Genomic DNA, 282 nt, shown 5'->3' with positions numbered 1-282 from the left:
AAAAGTTGGCGTATGGATGAGACCTATATCAAGATCAAAGGTCAATGGAATTACCTCTACCGTGCCATTGATGATCAAGGTCTTACGCTTGATTTTCAACTGCGCAAGAAGCGTGACTTTAACTCGGCCTATCATTTTCTCAAACGCCTTTTAAAGACCTATGGTCTTCCACATCGATTAGTGACTGATCAGTACGGAGCGACCCTAAAGGCAATTAAAAAGCTTACTAGGGAAGGCTGTCTGCACAAAGGTGTGCATCAGTGCTCCAAATATCGCAATAAT

Annotated in this window: 1 protein-coding gene; it reads left to right on the top strand. The window is 42.6% G+C overall.

The annotated features are described in order from the left end of the window. A partial coding sequence (locus FD47_RS14875) for a DDE-type integrase/transposase/recombinase (RefSeq protein ID WP_156404183.1) occupies positions 1 to 282 on the top strand: 282 nt, incomplete at both ends.

Source organism: Lentilactobacillus parafarraginis DSM 18390 = JCM 14109, assembly GCF_001435895.1.
Classification (GTDB): Bacteria; Bacillota; Bacilli; order Lactobacillales; family Lactobacillaceae; genus Lentilactobacillus; species Lentilactobacillus parafarraginis.
This window is presented reverse-complemented; position numbering and strand designations above follow the sequence as displayed.